The sequence below is a fragment of the Streptomyces sp. ISL-36 genome (assembly GCF_018614205.1).
Classification (GTDB): Bacteria; Actinomycetota; Actinomycetes; order Streptomycetales; family Streptomycetaceae; genus Streptomyces.
The window spans coordinates 30619-50049 of sequence record NZ_JAGGOS010000042.1 but is presented as its reverse complement, the minus strand read 5'-3'; the positions used below and the strand labels follow the sequence as shown (position 1 = coordinate 50049).

Genomic DNA, 19431 nt, shown 5'->3' with positions numbered 1-19431 from the left:
GCTCCTGCGTACACGGAGACGTGTCGAAGCTCGTACGTGCAGACGGAAGGGCCCGGGACCTCGACAGGTCCCGGGCCCTTCCCCGTACACGTACGGGCTTCCCCCGTGCTGCACGTGCGTACCTACGGCGTCAGTCGGTGGCAGGCTCCTCGCGGCGGACCGACAGCAGGTCCTCCAGCTGCTCCTCGCGGGCCTGGGCGGCCACGAACAGGAGCTCGTCGCCCGCCTCCAGGGTCTCCTCCGGCGTCGGGGTCAGTACCCGCGAGCCGCGGATGATCGTCACCAGGGAGGTGTCCTGCGGCCAGGCCACGTCGCCCACCTGCGTCCCCGCGATCGCCGACTCCGGCGGGAGCGTCAGCTCCACCAGGTTCGCGTCGCCGTGGCTGAAGCGCAGCAGCCGGACCAGGTCGCCGACGCTCACCGCCTCCTCCACCAGCGCGGACATCAGGCGCGGCGTCGACACGGCCACGTCCACGCCCCACGACTCGTTGAAGAGCCACTCGTTCTTCGGGTTGTTCACCCGGGCGACCACGCGCGGCACGCCGTACTCGGTCTTCGCGAGCAGCGAGACGACCAGGTTCACCTTGTCGTCGCCGGTGGCCGCGATCACCACGTTGCAGCGCTGCAGCGCCGCCTCGTCCAGCGACGTGATCTCACAGGCGTCGGCCAGCAGCCACTCCGCCTGCGGCACCCGCTCCACCGAGATGGCGGTCGGCGCCTTGTCGATCAGCAGCACCTCGTGACCGTTCTCCAGGAGCTCGCCCGCGATGGAACGGCCTACCGCACCCGCGCCCGCAATAGCGACACGCATCAGTGACCGCCCTCCTCAGGCCCCTCGGCGAAGGCCGCCTCGACCTTCGCGATCTCGTCCGTACGCATCATCACGTGTACGAGGTCGCCCTCCTGCAGGACCGTCTGCGACGAGGGAAGAATCGCTTCGCCCAGTCGGGTGAGGAACGCCACGCGCACCCCGGTCTCGTCCTGCAGCCTGCTCACCTTGTGGCCGATCCACGCCGCGGAGGTGTGCACCTCGGCGAGCTGCACGCCACCGCTCGGGTCGCTCCACAGCGGTTCCGCGCCGGACGGCAGCAGGCGTCGCAGCATCTGGTCGGCGGTCCAGCGGACGGTCGCGACCGTCGGGATGCCGAGGCGCTGGTAGACCTCGGCGCGCCGGGGGTCGTAGATCCGCGCCGCCACGTTCTCGATGCCGAACATCTCGCGCGCGACCCGCGCCGCGATGATGTTGGAGTTGTCGCCGCTGCTCACCGCGGCGAAGGCACCGGCTTCCTCGATCCCCGCCTCACGCAGTGTGTCCTGATCGAAGCCGACGCCCGTCACGCGGCGTCCACCGAAGCCGGAGCCCAGACGGCGGAAAGCCGTCGGGTCCTGGTCCACGACGGCGACGGTGTGCCCCTGCTGCTCCAGGGTCTGCGCGAGAGCGGCTCCCACTCGCCCGCAGCCCATGATGACGATGTGCACGTCCCCTTACCCCGCACTCCTGATCGCCTTGCTGACCTGCGAAAACACCCTGCTCACAACTTTCCTCACCCGACTGGCCCGGGCCGCGGCGGGCAACGCCCTGCCGTGCTGCCCGATCCGAGCTTATGCGGCAACGTCGACCGGGACCTCATCCGAGGTGAGCCTCAGGGAGATTCCGTGCCGATTGGGGGTCGTGGTGAGCGTGGCTCTTTTCGAACGCTTACGATCCTCTCCGTGTCCAAACTGACCGACCTGCCCAAACGGATCCTGATCGGACGGGCTCTGCGGAGCGACAGGCTCGGGGAAACCCTTCTCCCGAAGCGCATCGCTCTGCCCGTCTTCGCCTCCGACCCGCTGTCCTCGGTGGCGTACGCACCCGGTGAGGTGCTGCTCGTCCTGTCCATCGCGGGTCTGTCGGCCTACCACTTCAGCCCGTGGATCGCGCTGGCCGTCGTCGTCCTGATGTTCACGGTCGTCGCCTCCTACCGGCAGAACGTCCACGCCTATCCGAGCGGCGGCGGCGACTACGAGGTCGCCAACACCAACCTCGGGCCCAAGGCCGGACTCACCGTGGCCAGCGCCCTGCTCGTCGACTACGTCCTGACCGTCGCCGTCTCCATCTCCTCCGGGATCGAGAACCTCGGCTCGGCCATCCCGTTCGTCGTCGAACACAAGGTCCTCTGCGCGGTCGGCGTCATCGTGCTGCTGACCGTGATGAACCTGCGCGGGGTGAAGGAGTCGGGCAGCCTCTTCGCCGTCCCGACGTACGTCTTCGTCGCCGGCGTCTTCGTCATGATCGCCTGGGGCGCGTACAAGGGAATCGTCCTCGACGAGACCATGAAGGCCCCCACCGCCGACTTCGAGATCAAGCCCGAGCACCAGGGACTCGCCGGCTTCGCGCTCGTCTTCCTGCTGCTGCGCGCCTTCTCCTCCGGCTGCGCCGCCCTCACCGGCGTCGAGGCGATCTCCAACGGCGTCCCCGCCTTCCGCAAGCCGAAGTCGAAGAACGCGGCCACCACGCTCGCCCTGATGGGCGGCCTGGCCGTCACCATGTTCTGCGGCATCATCTTCCTCGCCATGGCCACCGACGTACGGATGGCCGAGAAGCCCGCCACCGACCTGCTGAGGGGCGGCGTCCCGGTCGGCGAGGGCTACGTCCAGGACCCGGTGATCTCCCAGGTCGCGGCCGCCGTCTTCGGTGACGGCACCTTCCTCTTCGTGGTCCTCGCCGCGGCCACGGCGCTCGTCCTCTTCCTCGCCGCCAACACGGCGTACAACGGCTTCCCGCTCCTCGGCTCGATCCTCGCCCAGGACCGCTACCTGCCGCGCCAGCTGCACACCCGCGGCGACCGGCTCGCCTTCTCCAACGGCATCGTGCTCCTCGCCGGCGCCGCCGCCCTCCTCGTGTGGGTCTACGGGGCCGACTCGACGAAGCTGATCCAGCTGTACATCGTCGGCGTCTTCGTCTCCTTCACCCTCAGCCAGACCGGCATGGTCCGGCACTGGAACCGGCACCTGAAGACCGAGCGGAACCCGGCCGAGCGCCGCCGCATGATCCGCTCCCGCGCGATCAACACCTTCGGCGCGTTCTTCACCGGCCTGGTCCTCGTCGTCGTCCTCGCCACCAAGTTCACGCACGGCGCCTGGGTCGCCCTGCTCGGCATGGTGATCTTCTACGGGACGATGACCGCGATCCGCCGGCACTACGACTCCGTGGCGGCGGAGATCGCTGCCGCCGAGGAGCGTCCCGACGAGTACGTACGCCCGTCCCGGGTCCGTTCCGTCGTCCTCGTCTCCAAGCTCCACAAGCCGACGCTGCGCGCACTCGCCTACGCCAAGCTGCTGCACGCCAGCGAGCTGGAGGCGCTGAGCGTCAACGTCGACCCGGCCGAGACCAAGGCGCTGAAGGCGGAGTGGGAGCGGCGCGGCATCAACGTGCCGCTCAAGATCCTCGACTCGCCGTACCGCGAGATCACCCGGCCGGTCATCGAGTACGTGAAGAGCATCCGCCGCGAGAGCCCGCGCGACGCCGTCTCCGTCTACATCCCCGAGTACGTCGTCGGCCACTGGTACGAGCATCTGCTCCACAACCAGAGCGCGCTGCGGCTCAAGGGCCGACTGCTGTTCACGCCGGGCGTGATGGTCACCTCCGTGCCGTACCAGCTGCGCTCCTCCGAGGCCGCCAAGAAGCGGGCCGGAAAGCGCCAGGACTGGAACGCGCCGGGTTCGGTGCGCCGCGGCCCGGTCGAGAAGCGCACCAAGGAGCCCGCGGCCAAGAGCTGAGGCGCTCACCGCCGCCACGGACACGTAGACTGGTGGGCTGCCGCGCTGCGGCAGCCCACCTCTCTCATTCTCTGGAGTCCCCCCGTCATGCAGAACGCACCTGTTTCTTCGTTGGTCGGGGAGGAGTACGAGGTCGAGGTCGGGCCCGTCGCACACGGCGGCCACTGCATCGCCCGCACCGAGGAGGGCCGTGTCCTCTTCGTCCGCCACGCCCTGCCCGGCGAGAAGATCGTCGCCCGGGTCACGGAGGGCGAGGAGACCTCCCGCTTCCTGCGCGCCGACGCGATCACGATCCTGGAGGCGTCCAAGGACCGGGTCGAGGCACCCTGCCCCTTCGCCGGTCCCGGCAAGTGCGGCGGCTGCGACTGGCAGCACGCCAAGCCGGGCGCCCAGCGCCGCCTCAAGGGCGAGGTCATCGCCGAGCAGCTGAAGCGCCTGGCCGGGCTCACCCCCGAGGAGGCCGGCTGGGACGGCACCGTCATGCCGGCCGAGGGCGACAAGCTCCCGGCGGGCGAGGTCCCGCAGTGGCGCACCCGCGTCCAGTACGCCGTCGACGCCGAGGGGCACGCGGGCCTGCGCAAGCACCGCTCGCACGACGTCGAGGTCATCGACCACTGCATGATCGCGGCGGAGGGCGTCTCCGAACTCGGCATCGAGAAGCGCACCTGGGAGGGCATGGCCTCGATCGAGGCCATCGCCGCCTCCGGCTCCGGCGACCGCCAGGTCATCCTGGCCCCGCGCCCGGGCGCCCGCCTCCCGATCGTGGAGCTCGACAAGCCCGTCTCCGTCCTCCGCGTCGACGAGAACGACGGCGGGGTGCACCGCGTCCACGGCCGCCCCTTCGTCCGCGAGCGCGCCGACGACCGCACGTACCGCGTCGGCAACGGCGGCTTCTGGCAGGTCCACCCGAAGGCCGCCCAGACGCTCGTCCTCGCCGTCATGCAGGGCCTGATGCCCCGCAAGGGCGACACCGCCCTCGACCTCTACTGCGGCGTCGGCCTCTTCGCCGGCGCGATCGCCGACCGGGTCGGCGACCAGGGCGCGGTCCTCGGCATCGAGTCCGGCAAGCGCGCGGTCGAGGACGCCCGCCACAACCTCCAGGACTACGACCGCGTCCGCATCGAACAGGGCAAGGTCGAGACGGTCCTCCCGCGCACCCGCATCTCCGAGGTCGACCTGATCGTCCTGGACCCGCCCCGCGCGGGCGCCGGCAAGCAGACGGTCAAGCACCTCGCGGGCCTGGGCGCGCGAAGGATCGCCTACGTGGCCTGCGACCCGGCGGCCCTGGCACGCGACATCGCGTACTTCAAGGAGGGCGGCTACCGGGTGCGCACACTGCGGGCGTTCGACCTGTTCCCGATGACCCACCACGTGGAGTGCGTGGCGATCCTTGAGCCCGCCGAGAAGGGCCGCTGAACTGCGGCTTTGTCGAGTGTGCATTACGTGCGTTACGTGTGTTACGGGCGATATCTTGACGCAAATCTGACGCACGTGACGCACGTTTGACGCACGAGCGGCATGGTTTCTGACGGATCGTCATGCGTGATTGGCGACCGCCGAGTGGAGCCCCCAGCTGAATGGCGGTGGGCACCTTGAAGGGGCGGGGAGACCGGCTGCCGAGATGTTGGCTGCCCCCGCCCATCCGCCTCTCGGCAGTAACGTTCCGTGACACTCGGTGGAGTGTCCGGTGCGTGTCGTCTCATGGGCGGTAGGGGCGGGGGAGGCTGACGCGGCATCCGGAGGCTTCTGCGGTGGATCAGAGGTCGAGGACCAGGCGGTCGCCTCTGGCTCGGGAGACGCAGATCATCATGGTGTTGCCTGCGGTGCGTTCCTGGTCGGTCAGGACCGAGTCGCGGTGGTCGATCTCCCCGGACAGCACGGTGGTCTCGCAGGTTCCGCAGATTCCTTCCTCGCACGACGTCATCACCGATACACCGGCATCGCCGACTGCCTCAAGAATGGACATGTCCTCGGAGACCTTCAGCGTCTTGCCGGACTGGGCGAGTTCGACCTCGAAGGTCGTCAGCGGCCCGGCGGTGACGTCCTTCTTCGGGGCGAAGCGCTCCAGGTGCAGAGATCCGCTCGGCCACTTCTCGCAGCCGGCCTCGACCGCCGCGAGCAGCGGTTCCGGGCCGCAGCTGTAGACGGCTGTCCTCCGTTGCGGCTTGCCGAGCAGCGAAGGCAGGTCCAGCAGCCCGTACTCGTCCTGGGGCCGCAGGCTCACCCGCTCTCCGTACGCCCGCTGCAACGTCTCGCCGAAAGCCATCGAAGCCCGGGTACGGCCCCCGTAGACGAGGCGCCAGTCGGCGCGGCTCGCGTTGACGGCCGCGATCATGGGCAGGATCGGGGTGATCCCGATTCCTCCTGCGATGAACAAGTAGTTCTTCGCCTTGACGAGCGGAAAGTGGTTGCGGGGCCCGCGTATGCGCACCGAATCGCCTTCCGTGAGTACGTCGTGCACGTGGCTCGACCCGCCCCGGCTTTCCGGTTCGCGCAGCACTGCGACCTGAAGCCGGGACCGGTCCGCCGGGTCTCCGCACAGTGAGTACTGCCTGACGAGGTCGGCTCGCAGTATCAGATCGATGTGTGCTCCCGGCTGCCATTCCGGCAGCGGACGGCCTTCTGGGTCGCGCAGCGTCAGCAGCACCACACCTTCGGCTATCGTCTCCTTGCGTTCCAACACGAGGTCGAGTTCGACCTCGGTGCCAAGAGTGCTCATGCTCGGCCTTTCATTTTACGGGTGATGATGTGGTGGTCCGCGTTCTTTCCTGACTGATCAGGACGGGAAGCAACGGCCGAAGTCGCGCAGCAGCCGAGGGGGGCCCTGCAACCTGATCTGGCGCCGCACCAGTGCCCACGCCAGTAGCGTCGGTCGGGTGAGGAAACGCAGCCAGGTGGCCGTGTCGGCGGTGACCTTGAGGTCCGGCTCACCGTGATGTCCGTCGGCGATACCGAGTTGGCGGTCGCGGATGGTCACGGTGATCTGCCGGGACTCGTCGCCGGTGAAGGTGAAGTGGTAGGTGGCGGACATGTCCTTGGCCTGTTCACGCTGAAAGATCAGCGGCATGCCTTCCACCAGACCGTCGATGCTGTTCGCGCGCAAACTCATCGCGACATGCTTCGTCCGCTTGTTCGGGAACTGCTTGGCCACGTGTTGCTCGGCGTCGCGAACCGGGGACGACGTAGACGGTCTCTTCCTTGTCCACCAGTGGGCGCACGACCTGGGTGAGGTGTGATTTGCGATTTTCCAGCCAGGGCCCGATGACGTCCTCGCCGGCCGGGCACACCGACATGCAGTAGGCCGCTTTGTAGTTGGCGCCGAAGGACAGGCTCTGCCACATGGACGCGCTCTCGCTGTCGCTCACGCGCGACCGGTAGTCGTGGGCGTCACGGCTTTCGGCGACCTGTTCGGCCCAGTCGCCGAAGCCACCCATGAACTCACGGTAGTTGTGTGTGTAGCAGGCGGAGAAGTTGAAGTGGCCGTCGGACGCGATCGCCCCGGTCGGGCAGGCTGTCACGCACAGCTTGCATTCCAGGCAGGGGTTGTACGCGATGGGCTGGGAGAGGTCGCTGACTTCGGCGTCGATGAGGATGGTGCCCAGCAGGATGAAGTTGCCGAACTTGGGGTGGATGACGTTGCGATGGATGCCCATCTTGCCGAGTCCGGCCGCCACGGCGACCGGTTTGTGCCCGACGACCCAGGTCTTCCTGGGGAAGTTGTCCATCTCCATCGGGAAACCCATCGCGGGGTTGATGGCGCGCACGCCCATCGCTTCCAGCTTGGCCACCACGTGACGGCCGACCTCGTTGGTGTGGTCGCCGGTGTGATGGAATTCCAGGTTGGCCACCGAGCGTGCAGGGGTGCGGATGTTCTCCCGGTTCATTCGGGTCACGAAGCTGATCAGCACGCGGACACCCGGCAGGGCGGCTTCCAGGTCCGCTCGCTGGTCGGCGATTTCCGGCCGGTCGATCTCGACGAAGCCGACGTCGTCCGCACCCGCGTCGAGACATAGCTCCCGCAGCCAGGACGCATCCAGCGGCTCGGCGGGCCGGGCGACGCCACGGTCGTGCTGCTGGCGGACTTTGAGGACGGTGGGATGGTCGTCGAGCTTGTTCTTGCCGGCCATCGTGCCTCCTTTCCTGTTCTCTCATGTCGTGTACAGGTGTGCGGTGGCCGCTCGTGCGACCGCGGCGCGCACCTCGGTGTGGGTGGGGTCTGCAGACCGCGTGCGGTGGCCACTTCGGTCAGCGGGTCGTCCGGACGCTGGGCAGGGCATGGCGGTGCAGACCTTGCGCACGGCTTGCTCTGCACCGCGCACTCGCCCTCGCGTCCGGCGTGGACCGGTGGAGTGGAAGACCGGCTTTCTCTCCGGAGCGCTCGGCGGCTCAGGCGGCGGCCGCCAGCTTCTGGATGCGCGGATGGTTCTCCAGCGCCCAGCGCACGGTCTTCGGCCGGCGCCCGAGCAGGGTGTGCAGCTGGTCGGTGACGCCGCGGTACCCGCCGCCGCCGATCAGCCGGGTGAGGGTCTTCATGTGCTCCGCGGTGTGCGGAAACTCGGCCAGGGCAGGGTCCACGTAGGTCTCGTTCCAGGTTTCGACCTCTTCGGGGACGTAGGTGACCTGGCGTCCCAGCACGGCCCCGAAGTCCTCCGCGAACCCGTGCATGTCCTTCAGTTCCGGACCGTTGAGTTCGTAGGACTTCGAGATGTGCGGTGCCGGGTCGGCCAGGATCTTCGCGCACGCCTCTGCCACGTCGTAACCCGCGATGGGTGCGAGTCGGTGGTGGCCGAAGGGCAGGCGCAGTTCGCCGTTGCCCAGCGGTTCCAGCGCGAGCCAGGTCATCAGGGGGTTCTCGACGAACATGGCCGCCCGTACGTTGACGGTCGGGAGGCCGGACCACTCCAGCACCTGTTCGGCGATCCAGTGGGCGCGCTGTTGCGGCGACCAGTCCGCGACGAGTCCGCCGAGCCATGCACGCCGCTCCTCCTCGGGTGCGGTCATCTTCTCGAACGTCATGAACGACTGCTCGAACTCGGACATGTTGACGAAGACCTCGATGTCGCCCTGCGCCCGCGCCGCCGCGGCCATCAGGCTGACGGCGTCGGCGTAGTACGGCGACAGGCTCATGCTGAAGTAGCAGGAGCTGGTCACCCGTGACCAGCTGGAAGCCCTGAGCGAAGGCGCGCTCGACCTCGGGCTGATCCGGCCCTCGGCCACGAGGGCCGATCTGACCTCCCGCACCGCCGTGCGGGAGGGCCTGCTGGCCGCCCTTCCCGTCCGGCACCCGTTGGCGGCCGTGGACGGGCCGATGCCGATCGAGGACTTCGCCGGCGAGGACTTCCTGATGTACTCGTCCGTCGAGGCCCGCTACTTCCACGAGTTGCTGATCAGCGTGTTCAGGGCCGCGGACGTCTGGCCCGTCTTCACCCAGTACCTCACGCAGGTGCACAGCATCCTGGCCCTGGTCAACGGTGGCTGGGGGGTAGCTCTCGTGCCCGAGTCCGCGGCGCAGATGCGCTACAGCGGGATCGTCTTCCGGCAAGTCGCCCTGCCGGGCCCGCAGCCGGTCGAACTGAACCTTGTGTGGCGCAGGAGCAACGACAATCCGGCTCTGGAGGCACTGCTGCGACACCTGTGACACGCGCTTGGCGCAGGACGTCGCGCACCGACGATACCCGGAAGGTATCGCAACCAACAAAATTCGACATAGACGTGAATCTGAACCATCTCTACGGTCAACTCAGCCGCGGTTCCGTGGCTCGGACCGCAGCGGCGCCGCTGCCGCATCCCCCCAGGTCTAGGAGAGATTGACCATGCCCGCTCTCGCCCGGCTGGACGAGCCGGCGACCGCACCCCCCGGAGCCACCGTCCGCGCGGCCCGCCTCCGGTGCCCGGTTCCGGCCGAGGCCCTCGAAGCCGCGACGCGGCACGCCGGCCGATCGACGCCGTACCTGTTCGAACGAAGCACCAGGCACCGGATTCCGTGAACCGCTCCGGTCGCGTCGGCCCTCGACCGGACGGCCGTTGACCAGCCGCTGAGCCGCAGGTCGTCGCCGTCGTCCGCGCCGATTTCGCAGTGGCGCGGGAGTCCGGCCACCGCCTCTCGTCCGGAACTCACCGGGTCGTCGCTCGCCCCGCCCGCCCCTTACCCGCTCCACCGTCGGCCGCCGCGTCGTACCGCGTCCGGTTGATTCCGCTTCGCCCCGCACCGCAGCCGACCGTACCCGCCCGCCCCGGAGACCCGGCTGCCGACCCACAGTTCAAAGGGGAACTGACATGCCACTCGTCGTAGTCGGAATCAGTGTTCTGGTTCTGCTGCTCCTCATGACCAGACTGAAGCTGAACGGCTTCGCGGCCCTCCTGCTGGTGGCCGTCGGTGTCGCCCTGGTCCAGGGGATCCCGGTGGTCGACATCCCGGACATCCTCTCCGAAGGCATCGGAGGCCAGATCGGTGACACGATGCTCACCATCGGGCTCGGTGCCATGGTCGGCCGCGTCCTGGGCGACTCCGGCGCCGCCCAGCGCATAGCCCGCACGCTTCTCGACGCCTTCGGCCCGCGTTGGGTGCAGGTCGCCATGGTCGTCACCTCGATGCTCATCGGCGTGACGATGTTCTACGAGGTCGCCTTCATCATCGTCGTGCCCATCGCGTTCACCCTGGTCCGGGTCACCGGCGTGAACCTGTTGTGGGTCGGGCTGCCGATGTCGATCTCCCTGTCCACCATGCACAGCTTCCTGCCGCCGCACCCCGGCCCCACCGCCGTGGCGGCCACCTTCCACGCCTCCGTCGGACTGACCCTGTTCTACGGCCTGTTCATCGCGGTCCCGGCCGGCGCGCTCATCGCGCTGCTCTGGCCGCGCCTGCCGTTCATCAAGGCCATGAACCCCGCGATCCCCAAGGGCCTGGTCAGCGAGCGCGAGTTCACCGACGAGGAGATGCCCGGCCTCGGCTGGTCGCTGTCCGTGGCCCTCTTCCCCGTCGTCCTCATCGCCGGCGCCGCAGTGACCGACATGGCCACCTCCGGCGAGAGCCCGTTCCTGCACACCGTCGCGTTCATCGGCTCGGCACCGACCGCGCTCCTGCTGACCCTGGTGCTGGCGATCTGGGCGTTCGGACCGAGGATCGGCCGCAGTCTGGCGGACGTCAGCGCCTCCTGTACCTCGGCGGTGCAGGCGATGGCGATGATCCTGCTGGTGATCGGTGCCGGCGGCGCCTTCAAGAACGTCCTCGTCGAAGGAGGCATCTCCGACTACATCCGGGACGTCACCGATTCCTGGTCCATCTCCGCCCTCGTCCTCGCCTGGCTCATCGCGGTCATTCTCCGGGTGGCCCTCGGCTCGGCGACGGTGGCCGTCGTCACGGCCTCCGGTGTGGTCCTGCCCCTCCTCGCCGGCAGCGGAGCGCACCCCGAGATGATGGTGCTCGCCGTCTCCTGCGGCTCCATCGCCTTCTCCCACGTCAACGACCCCGGCTTCTGGCTGTTCAAGGAGTACTTCAACCTCTCGGTCATCCAAGCGATCAAGGTACGTACCACGTACACGACCGTGCTGTCGGTCCTCGGCCTGGGCGGCGTCCTGGCCGCCGAGTGGGCCCTCGACCTCCTCAGCCTGTGACCACCGGCCCCGTCCCCGACACGAAGGACCTGAAGCGAGCATGAGCACGACCCAGCCGACCGTCACCGCGTTCTCCGTCTACCCCGTAGCGGGTCGCGACTGCATGGAGTTGAACCTCTCCGGCGCGCACGGCCCCTACTTCACCCGCAACATTGTCGTCCTGACGGACTCCGAGGGCCGCACGGGCCTCGGCGAGGTGCCCGGCGGAGAGAAGATCACGCAGACCCTGCGGGACGCCGAACCCCTGGTGATCGGCGCGAAGGTCGGTGACTACAAGCGTGTCCTGCGGCAGATCGGCGACCGCTTTGCCGACCGCGACGCCGGCGGACGCGGCGCCCAGACCTTCGACCTGCGGACCACCGTCCACGCCGTCACCGCCGTCGAGTCGGCGCTCCTCGACTTGCTGGGCCAGCACCTCGACGTTCCGGTCGCGGCGCTTCTCGGGGACGGCCAACAGCGGGACTCCGTACGGGTGCTGGGCTACCTCTTCTACGTCGGCGACCCCGACCGCACCGACCTGGAGTACGTCCGCGAACACGACGCGGACACCGACTGGTACCGCGTCCGGCACGAGGAGGCCCTCACGCCCGAGGCGATCGTCCGCCAGGCCGAGGCCACGTACGACCTGTACGGTTTCCGCGACTTCAAGCTGAAGGGCGGCGTCCTGGACGGCGCCGAGGAGGTCAAGGCCGTACGCGCCTTGAAAGACCGCTTCCCCGAGGCCCGGATCACCCTCGACCCCAATGGCGCCTGGTCGCTCAAGGAGGCCGTCGAGCTCTGCGGGCCACTGCTGGGGACGCTGGCCTACGCCGAGGACCCCTGCGGAGCGGAAGGCGGCTACTCGGGGCGGGAGGTCCTCGCCGAGTTCCGCCGCGCGACCGGCCTGCCCACCGCGACCAACATGATCGCCACCGACTGGCGGCAGCTCACCCACGCCCTCGCCCTGCAGTCGGTCTCCATCCCGCTCGCCGACCCGCACTTCTGGACCATGCAGGGCTCCGTACGCGTGGCGCAGCTGTGCAACGCGATGGGCCTGACCTGGGGTTGCCACTCCAACAACCACTTCGACATCTCGCTCGCGATGGTCACCCACTGCGGAGCCGCGGCCCCCGGCGCGTACAACGCCCTGGACACCCACTGGATATGGCAGGAGGGCCTGGAGCGGCTCACTGTCGCCCCGCCCCGCATCGTCGACGGTGAGATCGCCGTCCCCGACGCTCCCGGCCTCGGCGTCCAGCTCGACATGGACCGTCTCCTCGTGGCTCACGAGCTCTACCGGACGAAGGCTCTGGGAGCCCGCGACGACGCCGTCGGCATGCAGTACCTGGTCCCCGGTTGGGAGTTCGACGCCAAGCGGCCCTGCCTGGTCCGGTAGACGCGGGCCCAGCGGCTGCAGATCCGCGGCCCGGTCGTCCTGGCTCCGGCAGGAACACACGCAAGACCGACATGCCGCAGGGACGGATCGGATGCTTCGTCGAGGGGGGCCGCGGGCTCCGGGCGATGTGCCGGCGGAAGACGCCTTCGCCGGTTCCCGTCCCCCGACGAGCTCGAGGGCTCGTCGGCCGGGTCCTGGCCGGCGGCCCGCGTGTCGATGTCCTCGCGGACCGCAAGGCCGGGACGCGCGAAGCACGGCGGCGCGACCCTCCCGGAGCCGAGATCGTGTGCCGTGACGGCCATGCCACGTACAGGTTCCCGTACGCGATTCCCGTGCACGCCCATGCCGGTCTCAGGTGTCCTGCCGACTTGCAGCGATCCGGTCCGCACGCCACCCCGGGTTCCGCCGTGACGCTCGTTTGACGCTCCGAGGCTGTGACAGCCCGCCCGAAGAACCGCGAAAGGTGCTCTGACCTGGCGTTCATCCCGCTTCCGCTACTGGTGACGTGTTCCCGATGACGCATCACGTGGAGTGCGTGGCGATCCTGGAGCCGGTGAAGAAGGACGCCTGACCTGCGGGTTTCTGAGTGTGTGTTGTGTGCACTGTGGGCGTTACGGGCGATGTCTTGACGCTGAAGTGAGCTCGTGACGCTCGTTCTGATGGGGCGTCAAGCTCGAGGTCGGCCAGGCCCGACGAACACCGTGCACTGCCTTACCCTCCGGTGGAGTGAGTCAGGCCCCTTCCACGACTGAGAGGTGGTGGCGGAGTTCGTCGGCCACTCGTGCCCTGTCGCCGTTGACGGGGAGGCGCCAGTCGGTCTCGATGCCCCGTTCCACGGCCGGCTCGCTGCTGAAGCGGACGAGGTCAGGGGCGGGCAGGTAGGTGTCGCGCAGCCAGAGAAGGAAGGGGGCCGCCTCACCGGCCGTGGTGTCGGCCAGCATCACGCAGTCCCGCCCGTGGACGGTGGCGGTGCCGTCGTACTCGGTGCCGTCGTCGGTGCTCGCCCAGAAGGAGAGGTACGGCTCGCCCTGGTGCGTGCGGTCCTGGCGGACCTTGTAGCGGACCTCGGGGAACGATTCCCGTAGGGCTTCGCCCAGGCCGGCCAGGTCGAGGCCCCAGGCGTGCGGCTCCCGCTCCGGGGCGTAGAACAAGAACGTGGTCCGGTCATCGTCATCGTGCGTCATGGGATGCATCCTTCCTGGGGCGGGTCACTTCACGTACCGGGCGGTACCGGGAAGCTGCTGGAGGGCCATGAGCGTCTGCCAGTACGCGGCGGCTTCCTTGTCGTTGGTGACGATCTCCAAACCCCGGATCTGTTGGTGCTCGTTCATCGCCTGCCGGTACTTCTCCAGCTCGCTCTCGTCCCTGCCGATCAGGATGTCCTTCCGGTTCCACTTCTTCGTGCCGTCAGGCTTGAACTCGTCCTCGATCTCGAAGGTGGACGGGCGGCGCCACGTGTTCTTCCTGCAGTCGTCGTCGGCGTCCTGTACGTACTTGGCGTCCACCATCATTCCGTCCGCCGGACGCATGCCGTCCGCACCGATGGCGGGCTTCTCGTAGTCCTTGGGCAGGGGGATGATGCGCTCGGGGTAGCCGGCGATCCGCAGTTGGTAGACGTTCTCGGGAGTCGTGGGGTCCGACTTGCCGCCGAAGTGGGCCGGCTTCAGGCCGTTGACCCAGGTGACGAACTCCTTGCGCTCCTCAGGGGCCAGCAGCCGGGGCGGTGGGACGGCGGCCGGGGGGATCGGGTCGCGCCACGGGATAGTGGGATCGGGGTCCCGGTACACCGCGGGGACGATGCCTGGCATCCCGCCGGTGTACGAAGCGAGGACGAGCGGCACCGGTACCGGTACCGGGATCAGTGGAGGCAGGAAAGGCAGACCCGGCGCGCTCGGCCCGCCTCCGCCCTCGGGGAGCCTGACGCGCTTCTCCGCCGGGTCCAGGGCATGGCCCACCTCACCCAGCCGGCGGATCCATGGGTCATCCAGGACGGCATCGAGGAGACCTCCGTCGAAGCCGTTGCCCCCGAACAGAGGGCTGTCCCAGGGCATGTCCACCGCGAAGAGGTCCAGCTTGTGCTGTTGGATCGCCTTCTCGGCCGCCTCGACGTGCTCGGCGTAGCGGTCGCACGCCTTGGCGATCTCGTTGCAGGCGGCGTATGACGACAGTTCTATCGCACAGCGATGACAACGAAATCCGACGAGGGAGGCATCGCACCGATTTTCGGCCTCGGGGTGCGGCTGAAGACGACCACCCACTGGGGAAGGGCCATCGAGCGTGAGCTCCCGTCGGGACTCAAACCCGCGGTCAAGTGCTTAGAAGGCACCTGGTGGATGGGGGAGTGGGATGGCTCTGACCGGCGTGTTTGTGTCGGGTGACGACTGGGTGGCCCAAACTTCCGGCGTTCTCGGGACAGCAGGGCTGCCGCGGCATCGAGCTACCCCATCTGGGTCGACTCCCGTGAAGGTTGCCCGGCGGAAGGGCTCCTGCCTGGTTTTCTCTTGTGTGGCTCCGGCCCATCATCCACGAGAGGCTGTCCGCCCATGCGTTTAACGACGGTGTCGCTTGCAGTGCTTCCTGCCGTCGCTGTGATTGCCGTTCTCGGCGCTAGGACCAGCGTGCAGGCGGCCCAAGCCGGCGGCGGAGCAGGCGCCATTCCGGCCGACGTCGAGGTCATGTCCAACGACGCCTACGTGGCGCGTTACGGCACCGACCAGGCACTCGCAGAGCAGGTCCCGCTTCCGCGGGACACCACCCCGACTGCTGCCCTGCCAGGCGCCGCGGACCCCAGCATCCCGTGGCACCACATCTAATGGTCGAGCTTGGACTGGGACCACTACGACATCCGCACGCGCCGGGGGACCGACGACTTCGGCCTCGAGCACACCTGCTCGAAGCACAACATGTGCACGCAGAAGGCGATCACCGCGCCGTACAACGGCAAGGCCGACCGTGTCCGGGGAAGCCGCGCCGAGTACGACGGCGTCATCGCGAGCGGAGGAACCGTGCGGATGACCATCACCAGCGTCGCCGAGCGCGGCGAGCGAGGTCCCAACGGTCAGAACACGCCGGATGGCCGTCCCGTCGGTACGGTCACCGCGTTCTGCCGCGGGCAGACCCTCTGCCCTGACTGGGTCAACCAGCTCTGATCCTGGAAAGGACGCGAGGCCATGGGCCGAGAGGCGACGGAGATCCTGCTGGCGCTGCGTCGGTTCATCGCCGCGCCTCTCCCCGGCGGCTTCGAGCCTTCCTGCCGACCGCCGGAGTCATCCGTGTCCGGCTGAAAGACGACATGTCCAGGACCGTACTGATCGAACTACCCCACCACCCAGGAGCCGCACCAGTCTCGCTCGGCTCCTGGTGGTACGTGGGCGCGCTGCGCGACGCGGCCCGCTGGGCGGCCGACAGCACCGAGGCGGGCGTACTGGACCTCGATGCGCTGACGGCGGCCGGTGTCCTTCCCGCCGAAGTGGAGGTCACCTCGGACGACGCCCTGGACTACGTGGTGGCCGACCTCGTCGGCGACCCGTACTGGCACGACTACGCAGCCACCGTCGCCCCGGACCTCTACCACCTCGTCCGCTTCGACACGCGTGACCGAGGGGTGGTCCGCCTCTATCTCGCATTGCCCGAGCGGGGCACGATCGGCATCGACGTCGGTACGACCGACCCGGAGTCCGGGGAAAGCCGCCCTGTGGGCTGGTGGGCCTCCACCAGGCTCATCGCGCTCCTCAACCCCGACGCGCCCGAGAGCCTGGAAGCCCTGCGCGTCCCTGGCGCCATCGACTCTCACTGCGATGGCGTGTACGACGCGACCGCTTGGGCCTGAGGGCAGCGCGGCTCCCTGACCTGGCGCTTCGCTGTCGGGGTGGGATGTGAACCCACGACCTCTTCGTCCCGAATGAGGTTCGGTTGTCGATCTCACCTGCGCGGATGGCGTTTGCTCAGGTCAGGGCGTCTCTGCGGTTGGCGGGGCGTGGTCTCGTGGGGGCTCGGGGAGCAGGTCGGATCCCAGGTGGCCCACGTGGGACGCACTGCTCAGCAAGGCGGATGGGTGGCCGGCGCGGTGGCTATCGGTCCAGGGGTGTGGCGAGGACGGGCTGCGGGTGATTGCTGCCGCGGAGATCGAGAAGTTGGTGGCGATTCCTACGGCGGGCCGTCGACGTTGTGATGGCCTGGGGCGCTGCCACGTGCCTCGCTGGAACGACTTCGTCCCGCTTCCCTGATCAGGTTTCGGCCAATTCACCTCCCTCACGGCCTGTTGCGCGCAATGTCGCCTTTGTGATCTGGCGGCTTCTGCTGTTCGTCGTGAAGATGCCCGCCGTACGAGCGAACGGGGGAGCGGCATGGGGATCGCCTGGGGCACCAAAGCCCGGGAAAGGAAGCAGGGGGAGGCGTGCCCGGACGGGTGGCCGGGTGTGCCTGTGCAACGGGCTGCTCGGACGGCCGACACGCCTCGTCCCGCGGAGGTGGATCCGACTGCCACCGAGGTGACGAGGTACCTGTGCCAGGCGGTCTATGCGCGGCCGGATCGAGTGAAGGAGCTCAAGGCGTGGTGGCGCAAGTTTCGGGGCAAGAGTGCGGCCCCGAAGAAGCAGCGGCGTAGTACACGCAGGCCCATTTACCTGGAGGGCAATGACGATTGCCCTCCGCTGGGCGAGCCGACGGCACAGTGGGTTGTCGACCATGTGCTGAACGGGCCGCCAGTGCCTGTGTCATCGTATGGGTTCGATCTCGTCCCGATGGTGGCACACAGCCTGCGTGCACGTCGCAGGCGGCGGCTACGGCGTCTGTGCTTCCTGTTGCTCCTGGCAGCGGCCGGGTACGTCTCTCCGTGGGCGACGGCGATCTGGGTGACCGCCGTCGTGGTCGCCCTCACCATGAGGTGGGCGGCGTTTCGAGCGCAGCGTAAGAAGAAGCTCAACAGTCGGCTGGCCCGCCGCCCATGGTTGGCGTACCTGCCTCTCATCGTTCCGTGGATGCTGGCCCTGGTGCCGCACGAATCGGTACCGGAGGTGAGACTCGGGCTGGCCGCGGTGCCGGTCGGCCTACTTGCAGGGATGGCAGTGGTGTACGTAGGGGACCGGTTGGTGGCGAGGGCCGCTCTGTCTGTGCTGAGTCGCAAGCGGGTCTCCCACGACGCGCTGCCGTGGACGGCGCCGAAGACCACCCGGAGGCTCGCGAAGATCGGGGAGGGGCAGGAGGGGCGCCGACTGCCCTATGACGCCTCGCAGCACTTCATCGGTGCCGGGCGCGACCTCTGGGGAGCCGCTCACATCAACATCCCTCTGAAACCGAAGGACCCCGAGGAGTCGGTCAAGCCCTTCGGCGAGGCGGAACTTCTGCGGCGCGTGGGTGCCGCACTCGACGAACTGGGCCGGGGGGCACGGGAGATCACGGACCCGCTGCCAGGGTTCTCCATGGAGCGGGTTCTCGGGTTGCCGGCCCACCTCTGGCTACAACAGACCCGGGAGGCGAACGGGGAAGCGCCGGACCTGACTGGCCGGGGCCGTAAGTCGCCCTCCAGCGAGCCGACGCGACTCTATCTGCGCGCGCAGTGCATCACCTGGGATGGCCAGGTTGTGGTCAGTGTGTTCGTTCACGCTGCCTTGGAGGCGGGCGAGTTGCGGCTGACTGTGCGGCCGCACGTCATGACTCCGCTCTACAACGAGCTGAAGGTGACGGCGGCCCCCGTCGGCAAGCGCGGTGTGCGGCTGCTCAGGTGGGTGACGGTCCAAGCCCTTCTGGACGCCGCTGCCGGCCCCTTGGTGTTGTGGCGCCTGGTCGCCCGGATCGCGCTCGGAGAGAGCATCGAAGGCCGAACCGAGGAGGAGGACCCCGTGAGCCTGCGGGACCGGTACTCGACCGAGGAAGTCACGGACATGCACCAGAGTGATGACGCCAAGCGCCATGTCGTCCTCATGGAGACCTGCGTGTTCCGTACCGTCGCTGCCTACTTGCGGGACCTGGGCATCGATACAGCCGCCTACGACCAGCAGGTGGCCGCTGTGACCAACAACATTCAGGTCTACGGCGACAACAACGCGCCGATCCAGAACATCGTCGGTAACGGCAACAGCAACGTCGGTCAGGGCTCCACCAGCCAAGGAGGAAAGTGATGGCCATCGGACGACGTCGACCGGAACCCACACCCGAGTCGGGACACGGCACGGGCATCAGCATCGGCGGCAACAACAACGCCCCACTCCAAAACGTCGTCGGACAGAACATTTCTCACGTACACCAGGCTGCATCGGCTCACGGGGGCACCGACGTCGACTCCGTACGGGCCCTCCTCGTCGCGTTCCGAGTGGATCTGGAGCGCAACGCGGCGGGTCTGCAGCACATGGAAGCCCTGAGGGCCATGGCGGGCACCGCGGACGACTCACTCGCGGCTCCGGTTGAGCAGGCGAACACGCTGAGGGGGATCGCACAGGCACTGCCCGCACTTGTCCTCGGGACCGCTGTCCAGCAGAGCGGAGAAGCTCTCGCCACTGCTATCGGTGGGCTGCTGAGTTGAGGCTGGGCGAGCGCACCCACTCGCCCGATCAGGAGGCATGTGGAGCCCGAGTCGGAGCAGGATCTCGCACTCGGCTCCCAAAGCGGGCCCCAGAAACCACTCAGGGGCCTGACTCGCTCGCCGAGACGGCCTCGCCGTTGGCTTGGGCTGGGTGGCTGAA

Annotated in this window: 18 protein-coding genes; 10 read left to right on the top strand and 8 right to left on the bottom strand. The window is 68.4% G+C overall.

The window, feature by feature from the left end:
- Window positions 1-130: 130 nt before the first annotated feature.
- Together J7E93_RS10680 and J7E93_RS10675 are read right to left on the bottom strand one after the other, a co-directional pair.
- A complete protein-coding gene (locus J7E93_RS10680; RefSeq protein WP_215067782.1) occupies window positions 131-811 on the bottom strand; it encodes a TrkA family potassium uptake protein in 681 nt (226 codons plus the stop codon).
- On the bottom strand, window positions 811-1479 hold the full coding sequence (locus J7E93_RS10675; RefSeq protein ID WP_215067780.1) for a TrkA family potassium uptake protein: 669 nt from the start codon (window positions 1477-1479) through the stop codon (window positions 811-813). Before J7E93_RS10675 ends, J7E93_RS10680 begins: the two co-directional genes overlap by 1 nt.
- Before the next feature lie 234 nt (window positions 1480-1713).
- On the opposite strand from J7E93_RS10675, the gene J7E93_RS10670 reads away from it, so the two are divergent.
- Window positions 1714-3762, top strand: a complete 2049-nt coding sequence (locus tag J7E93_RS10670; RefSeq protein WP_215067778.1) for an APC family permease — start codon at window positions 1714-1716, stop codon at window positions 3760-3762.
- 87 nt (window positions 3763-3849) lie between these two features.
- Window positions 3850-5178: a class I SAM-dependent RNA methyltransferase gene (locus J7E93_RS10665; RefSeq protein WP_215067776.1), complete on the top strand. Its 1329-nt coding sequence runs from the start codon at window positions 3850-3852 to the stop codon at window positions 5176-5178.
- Window positions 5179-5518: 340 nt separating this feature from the next.
- Here the strand turns inward: J7E93_RS10665 and J7E93_RS10660 are convergent, their stop codons facing one another.
- The 4 genes from J7E93_RS10660 to J7E93_RS10650 form a co-directional block, all read right to left on the bottom strand.
- Complete coding sequence (locus tag J7E93_RS10660; protein ID WP_215067774.1) at window positions 5519-6481, bottom strand: PDR/VanB family oxidoreductase; 963 nt, start codon at window positions 6479-6481, stop codon at window positions 5519-5521.
- Between the two features lie 57 nt (window positions 6482-6538).
- On the bottom strand, window positions 6539-6829 hold the full coding sequence (locus tag J7E93_RS36950; RefSeq protein ID WP_251066355.1) for an SCP2 sterol-binding domain-containing protein: 291 nt from the start codon (window positions 6827-6829) through the stop codon (window positions 6539-6541).
- Window positions 6807-7889, bottom strand: coding sequence for a 4Fe-4S ferredoxin (locus J7E93_RS10655; RefSeq protein WP_251066354.1), 1083 nt, complete (start codon window positions 7887-7889; stop codon window positions 6807-6809). The genes J7E93_RS36950 and J7E93_RS10655 overlap by 23 nt, the downstream gene beginning before the upstream one ends.
- A 259-nt stretch (window positions 7890-8148) precedes the next feature.
- The gene (locus J7E93_RS10650) at window positions 8149-8889 is read right to left on the bottom strand and encodes a hydroxylase (protein ID WP_251066353.1); all 741 of its coding nucleotides are present in this window, start codon (window positions 8887-8889) and stop codon (window positions 8149-8151) included.
- A 16-nt stretch (window positions 8890-8905) separates the two neighbouring features.
- On the opposite strand from J7E93_RS10650, the gene J7E93_RS10645 reads away from it, so the two are divergent.
- The 3 genes from J7E93_RS10645 (at window position 8906) to J7E93_RS10635 (ending at window position 12751) form a co-directional block, all read left to right on the top strand.
- On the top strand, window positions 8906-9400 hold the full coding sequence (locus J7E93_RS10645) for a LysR substrate-binding domain-containing protein (RefSeq protein WP_215067998.1): 495 nt from the start codon (window positions 8906-8908) through the stop codon (window positions 9398-9400).
- 638 nt (window positions 9401-10038) lie between these two features.
- A complete protein-coding gene (locus J7E93_RS10640) occupies window positions 10039-11376 on the top strand; it encodes a gluconate:H+ symporter (RefSeq protein WP_215067772.1) in 1338 nt (445 codons plus the stop codon).
- Window positions 11377-11416: 40 nt separating this feature from the next.
- Entirely contained in the window at window positions 11417-12751 is a 1335-nt protein-coding gene (locus J7E93_RS10635; protein WP_215067770.1) for an enolase C-terminal domain-like protein, read from the top strand.
- 731 nt (window positions 12752-13482) lie between these two features.
- Here the strand turns inward: J7E93_RS10635 and J7E93_RS10630 are convergent.
- Entirely contained in the window at window positions 13483-13935 is a 453-nt protein-coding gene (locus J7E93_RS10630) for a hypothetical protein (protein ID WP_215067768.1), read from the bottom strand.
- 24 nt (window positions 13936-13959) lie between these two features.
- Complete coding sequence (locus J7E93_RS38020; RefSeq protein ID WP_308368274.1) at window positions 13960-15009, bottom strand: restriction endonuclease fold toxin-2 domain-containing protein; 1050 nt, start codon at window positions 15007-15009, stop codon at window positions 13960-13962.
- 360 nt (window positions 15010-15369) lie between these two features.
- Here J7E93_RS38020 and J7E93_RS10620 point away from each other — a divergent pair, with 360 nt between their 5' ends.
- The 5 genes from J7E93_RS10620 to J7E93_RS10600 all read left to right on the top strand — a co-directional run bounded on the left by J7E93_RS10620 (window position 15370) and on the right by J7E93_RS10600 (window position 19271).
- Window positions 15370-15564, top strand: a complete 195-nt coding sequence (locus J7E93_RS10620) for a hypothetical protein (RefSeq protein WP_215067766.1) — start codon at window positions 15370-15372, stop codon at window positions 15562-15564.
- 9 nt (window positions 15565-15573) lie between these two features.
- Window positions 15574-15900: a hypothetical protein gene (locus tag J7E93_RS10615; RefSeq protein ID WP_215067764.1), complete on the top strand. Its 327-nt coding sequence runs from the start codon at window positions 15574-15576 to the stop codon at window positions 15898-15900.
- Between the two features lie 143 nt (window positions 15901-16043).
- Window positions 16044-16580, top strand: coding sequence for a hypothetical protein (locus J7E93_RS10610; protein WP_215067762.1), 537 nt, complete (start codon window positions 16044-16046; stop codon window positions 16578-16580).
- A gap of 640 nt (window positions 16581-17220) precedes the next feature.
- The gene (locus tag J7E93_RS36940) at window positions 17221-18870 is read left to right on the top strand and encodes a hypothetical protein (protein ID WP_308368271.1); all 1650 of its coding nucleotides are present in this window, start codon (window positions 17221-17223) and stop codon (window positions 18868-18870) included.
- Window positions 18870-19271, top strand: a complete 402-nt coding sequence (locus tag J7E93_RS10600; RefSeq protein WP_215067760.1) for a hypothetical protein — start codon at window positions 18870-18872, stop codon at window positions 19269-19271. The genes J7E93_RS36940 and J7E93_RS10600 overlap by 1 nt, the downstream gene beginning before the upstream one ends.
- The last annotated feature ends 160 nt before the right edge of the window (window positions 19272-19431 follow it).

Excerpts from the sequence above, each read along its gene's own strand:
- J7E93_RS10665 (WP_215067776.1), top strand. The coding sequence starts at position 3,850 with ATGCAGAACGCACCTGTTTCTTCGTTGGTCGGGGAGGAGTACGAGGTC.
- J7E93_RS10660 (WP_215067774.1), bottom strand. The coding sequence starts at position 6,481 with ATGAGCACTCTTGGCACCGAGGTCGAACTCGACCTCGTGTTGGAACGC.
- J7E93_RS10650 (WP_251066353.1), bottom strand. The coding sequence starts at position 8,889 with ATGAGCCTGTCGCCGTACTACGCCGACGCCGTCAGCCTGATGGCCGCG.
- J7E93_RS10610 (WP_215067762.1), top strand. The coding sequence starts at position 16,044 with ATGTCCAGGACCGTACTGATCGAACTACCCCACCACCCAGGAGCCGCA.
- J7E93_RS10600 (WP_215067760.1), top strand. The coding sequence starts at position 18,870 with ATGGCCATCGGACGACGTCGACCGGAACCCACACCCGAGTCGGGACAC.
- J7E93_RS10640 (WP_215067772.1), top strand. The coding sequence starts at position 10,039 with ATGCCACTCGTCGTAGTCGGAATCAGTGTTCTGGTTCTGCTGCTCCTC.
- J7E93_RS36950 (WP_251066355.1), bottom strand. The coding sequence starts at position 6,829 with ATGCCGCTGATCTTTCAGCGTGAACAGGCCAAGGACATGTCCGCCACC.
- J7E93_RS10630 (WP_215067768.1), bottom strand. The coding sequence starts at position 13,935 with ATGACGCACGATGACGATGACCGGACCACGTTCTTGTTCTACGCCCCG.
- J7E93_RS10655 (WP_251066354.1), bottom strand. The coding sequence starts at position 7,889 with ATGGCCGGCAAGAACAAGCTCGACGACCATCCCACCGTCCTCAAAGTC.
- J7E93_RS10680 (WP_215067782.1), bottom strand. The coding sequence starts at position 811 with ATGCGTGTCGCTATTGCGGGCGCGGGTGCGGTAGGCCGTTCCATCGCG.
- J7E93_RS10635 (WP_215067770.1), top strand. The coding sequence starts at position 11,417 with ATGAGCACGACCCAGCCGACCGTCACCGCGTTCTCCGTCTACCCCGTA.